Below are 250 nucleotides of genomic sequence, written 5' to 3'. Positions count from 1 at the left end.
CAGCCGGTGTGATATCTCTCGTCATGGCGTTGCTCTCCTTTGTGGAATCAGCACCCCGAGCCTACCGGCTCAAGGTGGGCAACGCCGACCTCTTCAGTAATTCAACAGAACCCGGGACATCCCCCGCTGCCATGCTGCGATCTCTTTTCGGAGCCTTTTGGGGTCGTCGATGCGGCGGCCGAGACATTGGCGTTGCAGAACGCTGATCTCGCACTCGACCATGTTGAGCCAACTGGCGTGTTTCGGAGTG

1 pseudogene is annotated in these 250 nt (G+C 58.8%); it reads right to left on the bottom strand.

What is annotated here, in order from left to right:
* Nucleotides 1-123 precede the first annotated feature (123 nt).
* Nucleotides 124-250: pseudogene (locus tag ACZYOF_RS44975) on the bottom strand (IS630 family transposase); the annotation flags it as partial.

It is taken from the genome of Bradyrhizobium sp. LeoA1Lang, from assembly GCF_055413685.1.
Note: the sequence above shows the minus strand (reverse complement) of the source record. Positions and strands in the feature narration are given on the sequence as shown.